The sequence below is a fragment of the Streptomyces sp. NPDC029674 genome (genome assembly GCF_044903205.1).
GTDB lineage: Bacteria > Actinomycetota > Actinomycetes > Streptomycetales > Streptomycetaceae > Streptomyces.
Genome location: NZ_JBJDPY010000025.1, coordinates 79,441 through 86,534, shown reverse-complemented (window position 1 = coordinate 86,534; position 7,094 = coordinate 79,441). Strand labels below are relative to the sequence as shown.

Below are 7,094 nucleotides of genomic sequence, written 5' to 3'. Positions count from 1 at the left end.
ATCCGGCGCCAGAACTCCTCCCGGATCTGCGGAATCCGCTCCAGCGCCTTGCGCAGACCGGACTCGGTACGCGCCATGCCGCAGAACTCCCACATCACGGAGCCCAGTTCGCGGTGGAAGGAGTCCGGGGTGCGGTCGCCGTCGACGGCCAGCAGCCGGGCGAGGCGGTCCTCGGTCTCGGCCAGCACTTCGCGCACGACGGGGTGTTCGGCCTTGACCTCGTCCTTGTGCGGGTTGCGGGCGAGGTAGTCGTTGATGGTCGAGGGCAGCACGAAGTAGCCGTCGGCCAGACCCTGCATCAGCGCGCTCGCACCGAGCCGGTTCGCGCCGTGGTCGGAGAAGTTCGCCTCACCGATCGCGAAGAGACCCGGGACGGTGGTCTGAAGGTCGTAGTCGACCCACAGTCCGCCCATCGTGTAGTGCACGGCGGGATAGATCCGCATGGGCGTCTTGTACGGGTCCTCGTCGGTGATCCGCGCGTACATGTCGAAGAGGTTGCCGTACTTGGCCTCGACCTTCTTCTTGCCCATGCGCTTGATGGCGTCGGCGAAGTCGAGGTAGACGCCCTCGCCGCCGGGGCCGACACCGCGGCCCTCGTCGCACACGTTCTTGGCGGCGCGGGAGGCGATGTCGCGGGGCACGAGGTTGCCGAAGGAGGGGTAGATGCGCTCCAGGTAGTAGTCGCGCTCGTCCTCGGGGATCTCGTTGGCCGGGCGCGTGTCGCCCTTGGCCTTGGGCACCCAGATGCGGCCGTCGTTGCGCAGCGATTCGCTCATCAGGGTGAGCTTGGACTGGTGGTCGCCGGTGCGCGGGATGCAGGTGGGGTGGATCTGGGTGAAGCAGGGGTTGGCGAAGTAGGCGCCGCGCCGGTGGGCTCGCCACACGGCGGTGGCGTTGGAGTTCATGGCGTTGGTCGACAGGTAGAAGACGTTGCCGTAACCGCCCGAGGCCAGGACGACGGCGTCGGCGAAGTACGTGTCGATCTTCCCGGTGATCAGGTCACGGGCGACGATGCCGCGCGCCCGCCCGTCCACCACGATCACATCGAGCATCTCCGTACGGGGATGCATCTCCACGTTCCCCGCGGCGATCTGCCGGGACAGCGCCTGATAGGCGCCAAGCAGCAGCTGCTGCCCGGTCTGGCCGCGCGCGTAGAAGGTGCGGGACACCTGCACACCACCGAACGAGCGGGTGTCGAGGAGTCCGCCGTACTCGCGGGCGAAGGGCACACCCTGCGCCACGCACTGGTCGATGATCTCCACCGAGATCTGCGCCAGGCGGTGCACGTTGGACTCACGCGCGCGGAAGTCGCCGCCCTTGACGGTGTCGTAGAACAGCCGGTGCACGGAGTCACCGTCGTTGCGGTAGTTCTTCGCCGCGTTGATACCGCCCTGCGCGGCGATCGAGTGCGCACGACGCGGCGAGTCCTGATAGCAGAACTGCACCACGTGGTAGCCCTGCTCGGCCAGCGTGGCACCGGCCGCGCCGCCCGCGAGGCCCGTCCCCACCACGATCACCTTGTGCTTGCGGCGGTTGGCCGGGTTGACCAGCTTCGCCTCGAAGCGGCGGGTGTCCCAGCGCTCGGCGATCGGCCCGGAAGGGGCCTTGTCGTCGACGAGCGGCTCGCCGATCGCGTACTCAGCAAAGGAGTTCATTCAGCTCACTACTCCGGTCATGACACCCACGGGAACAGAGATGAAGCCAACGGTCAGCACCAGCGCGAGTCCGTTGGCCAGGGCCTTGAGGGAGCGGTCACGGACCCGGCTGCCGACGCCCAGCGTCTGTGCGGCGCTCCACAGTCCGTGCCGCACGTGCATCCCCATGGCGAGCATGGCGACGATGTAGATGACGTTGCCGTACCAGGTCGAGAACGTGTCCACGACGTTGTTGTACGGCTTGCCCTCCTCGAAGCCCGGGTGCACGGTGCCGGTCGTGATGTCCAGGATGTGCCAGACGATGAACAGGCCGAGGATGACGCCGCCCCAGCGCATGGTGCGCGTGGCGTAGCTGGTGCGCGGCTTCTTGTGCACGTACTTGGTGGGGCGCGCCTGGATGTCGCGGCGGCTCAGCTGGTACGCCGACACCCCGTGTGCGATCACCGAGACGAGGAGGACCACCCGGGCGATCCACAGCCCCCACTCACGGTGCAGTACCGGCTCACCCATGACTCGCAACCAGTGCCCGTAGGCGTCGAAGCCGGCCGCGCCAAAGAAGATCTTCGCATTTGCCACCATATGCACCACGAGGTAGGCAATCATGACCAGACCGCTCGCGGCCATGACCGCCTTCTTGCCTACCGTCGAGCCCCACATCGAGCGGGACCTCGACGTGCTCGTCGTACGAGTCACCAGAGTCATGGGACCGGATGCTAAGCCCACGCATCACATGGGCACCAACTCAAGAAACGCATGCTTTCCATAGGCTATGACTATCGTGACCCCATGGTTACCCGGTGCCAAGTAGGGGTAACTCACTTGCTGTCAAGGTGAGTTGATGACTGTCAGGGGCCTGTCAGACCCCCCTCCGGGGCGGGTGCCGCTCCCGATCGCGTCCAAGAACTCACAGAGACCTGACGTTCCGCATACATGCGCGCGCATTGTTTTTACTCAGTGCTCCTAGCCTGAGGGCGAACGTCCACCCCCCTCATCGGGTGGCGTCATCTTCCGTGTCACGCAGGCCTCTTGGCTCTTCACCGCACAGTGGAGCGTAAGGAGCACAGCCATGACCATCACCGCCACGTCCCCTGTCCGGTATTCGCCCCGTCCCCAGGCCACGCAGAGGCCGATGGGCCCCCGGACCCGCTTCCCCTACCACGCCGCCCTCGAAGCGGCACGCCACGACGTATCCATCGTCTACGGGCCCCGCACGCTGGGCCCGACGGCGATCCGCCAGGACAAGCAGGCCCTGACCGGCCTGCTGCACCGCTGGGTGCGGGTCCGCGCCGTCTGGGACGAAGAGGCACTGTCGTCCCCGCACGTCGAGTCCTACCTCTCCTGGCAGGCCGGCTCGGGCATCCAGATCCGCACCGCCGAGAGAACCGAGGTGACGTTCGCCCTGCTGGACAGCCGCACCTCGGTCGTCGTCCAACCCACCGCAAACACCAACGGACTTGACGGCGCCGTCACGGTGTCCGAGTGCTCCGAGACCACCGGCATGCTGCACTACCTCTTCCACGACCTGTGGGAGAACGCCAGCCCGCGGCGCACCTGCGCCCATGCCCCCGACGACCGCCAGGCCCTGGACGTGCTCCTGCTGCTCGCCCGCGGATACACCGACGAGCAGATAGCCGCCTCGCTCGGCGTCTCCAAGCGGACGGTGAGCCGTGCCGTCACCCGGATGATGCAGGAGCTCAACGCCCAGAGCCGCTTCGAGGCCGGCGCCCTCGCCGCCCGCCGGGGCTGGCTCAAGAGCATCGACACGGCGGCCCGCCCCAAGCCGGGACGGCCCTGAGAGCCTGTCTTCGAACAGGGCGCCGCTTTGGGACACCGGCCGTCCGTGAGTGGCCATCAGCCTTTTGCTCCCGACGGGATTCGGCCATCCTCTCCACGTCGCACAGGCCGCCCCCGGTCTCCCGAAGCTCCATCCACCGGCACTGAAAGGCTTGAACCGTTGAGTCAGACCCAGCGCCCCGTCGTCCTGCTGGTGAGCGGCAGCCCCACCAGCGGGTCGCACACCACGGCCACGACCGAGGCCGCGAGCCGGATGCTGGCCGAGCTGGGTGCGGACCCACAGGTCTGGGACCTCGCGGCGCAGCCGCTGCCCATCGTGGACCCGAGCCGGCACGGCAGGCCCGACGAGTACGCCGACCCCTACGCCCGCAAGTTCGCGCGACTGGCGGGCGAGGCCGACGCCTTCGTGATCGCGTCGCCGATGTACCACGGCTCCTTCAGCGGGGTCGTGAAGAACGCCCTGGACCACCTGGACACCTCGCCGCTCGCCGCCAAACCCACCGGGCTCGTGGCGCACGGGGCCAACCTCTCCGCCGTACAGGTCTGCGACGGACTGCGGACAGTGGTGCGCGCGCTGCGCGGGATCGCCCTGCCGGAACAACTGGTGACGGTCCCCGGCGACTTCGGACGGACCGCCGAAGGCCACCGCGTGCTCCAGGGCGTCCGGGCGCGCCGGCGCCTCGACGCCCTGTGCGCCGCCCTCGTCGAAACGACCGGGCGACTGCGCGCGGCCCGAGTCTGACGGCCCCTCCACGCCACAGGGCCGGGAAATCGAGTCCCGCTCTCCGGGCCCCGTACCTCAGAAGGCCGGACACCGGCTCAACCGACCCTTTTGGAGACGCCATGACCATCGGAGACATACCCAAGCTGGGTGCCTTCCGGAAGCCCGACAAGGAATACGTCGTTCCCTACCTGCCCATCGGCAGTGTCGTGAGAGAGCGCGAGATCCAGGCGGTCACGCAAGTGCTCGGCTCCGGCGAGACGCTGTCCGGCGGCAGCCGGCGCGAGCAGTTCGAGCGGCGCTTCCAGAGTTACGTGGGAACTCCGTACGCGATGAGCACCACCAGCGGCACCGTCGCGCTCGAACTCGCCATCCACCTGCTCGGCCTGCGCCCCGGCGACGAGGTGATCGTCACCCCCCAGACCTATCAGGCGTCCATCCAGCCGCTCCTGCAGTACCCCGACGTCACGGTGAAGTTCTGCGACATCAGGAGCGACACCCTCAACATGGACCCGCGGTGCCTCGAGCGGCTGATCGGGCCCAAGACCCGCGCGGTCATCCTCGTGCACTACGGCGGCCACCCCGCCGACATGCACGAGATCATGGACATCGCCCGCGCCCACGACGCGCTCGTCATCGAGGACTCCGCGCACGCGCTGGGCAGCCTCTACCACGGGGTGCGCCCCGGCGCCCTGGCCGACATCGGCTGCTTCAGCTTCCACTCCAGCAAGAACATCACCACGCTCGGCGAAGGCGGCATGCTGACGTTCTCCGACGGGGAGTGGGCCGAGCGCGTGGACCGGCTCCGCGGCAACGAGGTGGACGGGCGCTTCCTGCCCCAGCGACACCACTTCGGCGACTCCAAGGAGAACCTGCCCGGCGCCCTCTATCCCGGGAACGCGTACACCCACGACCTCGTGGCTCTGCACCGGCACGGGACCAACGCGACGCTCGGTGAAGCGGCCGCGGCCATGGGCACCGCCCAACTCGACGCCCTGCCGAGCCTGGTGGAACGACGGCGCTTGATCGCGGCACGCCTGCGCGAGACCCTCGGAAAGTTCGAGGGACTGGTCGACGCCCCCGGCGACCCCGAAGGCATCACGCAGGCCCAGCACCTCTTCACCTGCTTCGTCCGGGAAGAGGCCGCCGGCCGGCTCAACCGCCACCGGCTGCTGCACGAACTCGACCAGCGGGGCGTGCAGATCCCGCTGCGCTACTTCCCGCTCCACCTGCTTCCCGAATGGCGCGCCCGCGGACACCGCTACGGCGAGTGCCCCACGGCCGAGCGGGTCTGGTTCCACGAGCAGTTCAACCTGCCCTGCCACCCCGGCCTCACCGACCGCCAGGTCGACCTGCTCTGCGACATCCTCGAGGCATCGGTCCAGGCGGCCCGCTGCCTGTGAGGCAGCCCCTCCGCAGTTCCTTCCTCAGCCCGTCCCTCAGTCCACGAACCGGATGTCGACCACCTTGGGGTCGTCCTCCGAACGGTCGGGGTCGGCCGGGCGAGGGGCGGAGAGCGCGTGCCGGAGCCGCACGACGTCCAGTTGACCCACCCAGTTGGCGATCACCAGGGTGGCCACGGCGTTGCAGATCAGGTTGGTGACGGCACGCGCCTCCGACATGACGCGGTCGATGCCGACGAGCAGCGCGATGCCGCCCAGTGAAGGTGTGTGCGTGATCGACACGGTGGCCACCAGCGTGAGCAGCCCCGATCCGGTCACGCCCACCGCGGTCTTGGAGACGATCATGACCAGGGCCAGGAACAGCATCTGCTCGCCGAAGGCCAGCCCCTCGCCCGTCATCTGCGCGACGTACGTCGCCGACATGGTCAGGTAGAGGCACGTGCCGACCAGGTGCAGCGAGTAGCCGCTCGCCAGGAGCGGCGCGCCCGCCTCCCGTGGCACACCGGCCAGTTCGAGCTTCCGCAGCACGCGCGGGAAGGCGGGCTCCGACGACGAGGTGCCGATCACGATCAGCAACTCGTGGCGCAGGAACCGGATCAGCCGCAGCAGGGAGAAGTGGTTGAGCCGGGCGAGCAGGCCGAGGACCCCGAAGATCAGCACGGCACACGTGAGATAGAAGGCGACCACCAGGTACAGGAGCCCGCGCAGCGGCACGAGCCCGAAGCGGCTGATGGTGTAGGCGGCGCCGCCGAACGCGGCCAGGGGGGCACCCGCGGCGAGGATCCGCACCGCCTGGAAGAGGACGTAACCGAGCCGGTCGACCAGATCGACCAGTGGTGCGCCCCGTTCCCCGGACTGGAGGAGGGCGAAACCGAAGAGGACTGCGACCAACAGCACATGGAGGGGATTGCCCCGGGCGAAGGCAGAAATTAGGCTGCTCGGGACGAGGCTGTCGAGGCCCAGTCCGTTGCCCCAGTTCGACTCGGCCTGGTGTTTGAGGGGGCCCAGCTCGGCGGGGTCGATCGGGGGAGAGGTTCCGGTGGGCAAAAAACCCAGTACGTCACCTATGAGGAGCCCCGTACCGAGCGCGATGGTCGTCGCCAGCTCGAAGTAGACGAAGGCTTTGAAAGAGAGCTGTCCGAGTCTTCGGCTGCTGCCGACCGCGGCGATTCCACTGACGACGGTCACGAAGATGATGGGCGTGACCAGAAGCGTCATCAGGGATATGAAGGCGTCCGAGAGAAAACGCATCCGCGCGGCGTTCGCCGGATCCACCAGGCCGAAGGCCACGCCGGCCAGTAAGCCGCAGACCACCCAAAGCGTCAGCCCCCCTGCCGCTCTGTTCCGACGCGGTCGCTTCGCCGTCATCCGTGCCCCTCCGCAGGATCACTCCGAGTATAAGGCGCTGACGCTCCTCGATCTGTCGCGCGCGGAGCCAAGAGTAGACGGCGCCCTCTAACGGACTGTGCGGTAAGTGGCAAGGGAATGTGATCTCTTCAAAAGCCGTCCGTAGAAGCCTCT

Annotated in this window: 6 protein-coding genes; 3 read left to right on the top strand and 3 right to left on the bottom strand. The window is 68.0% G+C overall.

Annotation, left to right across the window (positions count from 1 at the left end; translation table 11 throughout):
- A partial coding sequence (locus ACI2L3_RS36845; RefSeq protein WP_404756806.1) for a fumarate reductase/succinate dehydrogenase flavoprotein subunit occupies positions 1 to 1,655 on the bottom strand: 1,655 nt, incomplete at its 3' end.
- Positions 1,656 to 2,357, bottom strand: coding sequence for a succinate dehydrogenase (locus ACI2L3_RS36840; RefSeq protein WP_404756805.1), 702 nt, complete (start codon positions 2,355 to 2,357; stop codon positions 1,656 to 1,658).
- A gap of 364 nt (positions 2,358 to 2,721) precedes the next feature.
- Between ACI2L3_RS36840 and ACI2L3_RS36835 the strand changes: the two genes are divergently transcribed.
- From ACI2L3_RS36835 to ACI2L3_RS36825, 3 genes are all read left to right on the top strand, one after another.
- Positions 2,722 to 3,450, top strand: a complete 729-nt coding sequence (locus ACI2L3_RS36835) for a response regulator transcription factor (protein ID WP_404756804.1) — start codon at positions 2,722 to 2,724, stop codon at positions 3,448 to 3,450.
- Between the two features lie 159 nt (positions 3,451 to 3,609).
- Complete coding sequence (locus ACI2L3_RS36830) at positions 3,610 to 4,191, top strand: NADPH-dependent FMN reductase (RefSeq protein ID WP_404756803.1); 582 nt, start codon at positions 3,610 to 3,612, stop codon at positions 4,189 to 4,191.
- 101 nt (positions 4,192 to 4,292) lie between these two features.
- Positions 4,293 to 5,573 carry a DegT/DnrJ/EryC1/StrS family aminotransferase gene (locus ACI2L3_RS36825; RefSeq protein ID WP_404756802.1) on the top strand — a complete coding sequence of 427 codons (1,281 nt, stop codon included), beginning with the start codon at positions 4,293 to 4,295 and terminating at the stop codon, positions 5,571 to 5,573.
- A gap of 36 nt (positions 5,574 to 5,609) precedes the next feature.
- Here the strand turns inward: ACI2L3_RS36825 and ACI2L3_RS36820 are convergent, their stop codons facing one another.
- The gene (locus tag ACI2L3_RS36820; RefSeq protein ID WP_404756801.1) at positions 5,610 to 6,941 is read right to left on the bottom strand and encodes a cation:dicarboxylate symporter family transporter; all 1,332 of its coding nucleotides are present in this window, start codon (positions 6,939 to 6,941) and stop codon (positions 5,610 to 5,612) included.
- Positions 6,942 to 7,094: the final 153 nt, after the last annotated feature.